1 protein-coding gene is annotated in these 1,252 nt (G+C 44.1%); it reads right to left on the reverse strand.

The window, feature by feature from the left end:
- Positions 1-18 precede the first annotated feature (18 nt).
- Positions 19-1,218: an IS4 family transposase gene (locus H5300_RS26700; protein ID WP_182797357.1), complete on the reverse strand. Its 1,200-nt coding sequence runs from the start codon at positions 1,216-1,218 to the stop codon at positions 19-21.
- Positions 1,219-1,252: the final 34 nt, after the last annotated feature.

The following is a 1,252-nucleotide window of genomic DNA, read 5'->3' on the forward strand; positions in this document are numbered from 1 at the left end:
GGGCGCTGACGGATCCCCTCATAATTTCCCTAGTCCTGCGTTGTGTGTGAGCCTTTGATATTCGAACATTCCCCATTGATATTGGGATTCATTAATTTGATATCGCCGATGATTTCGAACCTCTCTCCCTAGACGAGGTATGGAGAGAACTCGGCGGTGTTTAATGCTGTTGGCTTGGAAGTCAAAATGCCATTTGGCCTGTACTGCAATGAGGCCATTCCACCACATCAAGATTTCAGCGAGCAACGCAATAAGAAGCAGGATATCTAATCGCTTAGTACAACGAGTTCTGTTGTGACGAAGTGCGATCCCATAGGCGGTACTCTTTAGATCGCGGAAGGCCTCTTCTATCTGCATACGCTTGGCGTACAGATTGGTAATTTGTACTTCATTTAAGATATGTCTAGGGACATTCGTCGCGAGTAGCCACGGCTCCTTCGCACTGCGCTGGTAGAGATGTGTAGCGGAGTGTTTTTGGCTGGTTCTACTATGGCGCTGGGCTTTTCGGCCTTTTTCTAATCCCTTATAAACATAGGCTTCACAAGATATCGGCGATCTCTTTGCTAGTAAGCAGTGGCCAAGATATTTGGGTTTATGGACAGCGGTTGGATAAAAGGTTTTATTTGAGACCCAAGGTTTATGAGGTTGTTTGATTGATACTTCACCTCGGACACGACCTAACCAAAACCAGCCTTTCTCTTGAACTTGTCGGAACCAAGTATTTCGAAAACCCGCATCAGAAACGATGATTGGACTGGTTTTACTGGGTAAAATACTCTGCAATTTATCGAGGAATGTTTGGTGACTTTTCGGTGAATTATATTGACCATACTCAAAAACTTGTTCAAAGATTGTGATGGCTCGACCATCAAGTGCAACGGATGCTCTTAACGTCATATAACGAAGTTGTTCACGAACATCAGACCAATCCACAAGGATCACAGGGCATGAGTTGGCACCCGTTATTAAGTAGGCACGCCATTTATAAATTAGGTCTTTTTCACGATGTAGTTGGCGATTTCCAAGCAGTCTATCAACGCGTTTGATCGCATGTTTTACCGTGGTATTAGTTTCCAGTTTGCGACCTAGTTTAGTCAGCGTTAAGTCTGAGCCGTCAAGTACACTTTTTGTAGCAAGTATCAGAGAACTAACGCGTTTTTTGTGAATGGAGGGGCATTGGTTTTGTATGGTTTGTTGTAGAATCTGAATGTCGCGCATTGTTAACCCACTTGTTCGAAATGTGTGTTCAGCG

The organism is Vibrio sp. SG41-7, from assembly GCF_014164465.1.
In the GTDB taxonomy this organism is placed as follows: Bacteria; Pseudomonadota; Gammaproteobacteria; order Enterobacterales; family Vibrionaceae; genus Vibrio; species Vibrio splendidus.

What these genes read in the sequence shown, in the direction of transcription:
- H5300_RS26700 (WP_182797357.1), bottom strand. Translation starts at nt 1,218, where the DNA reads ATGCGCGACATTCAGATTCTACAACAAACCATACAAAACCAATGCCCC.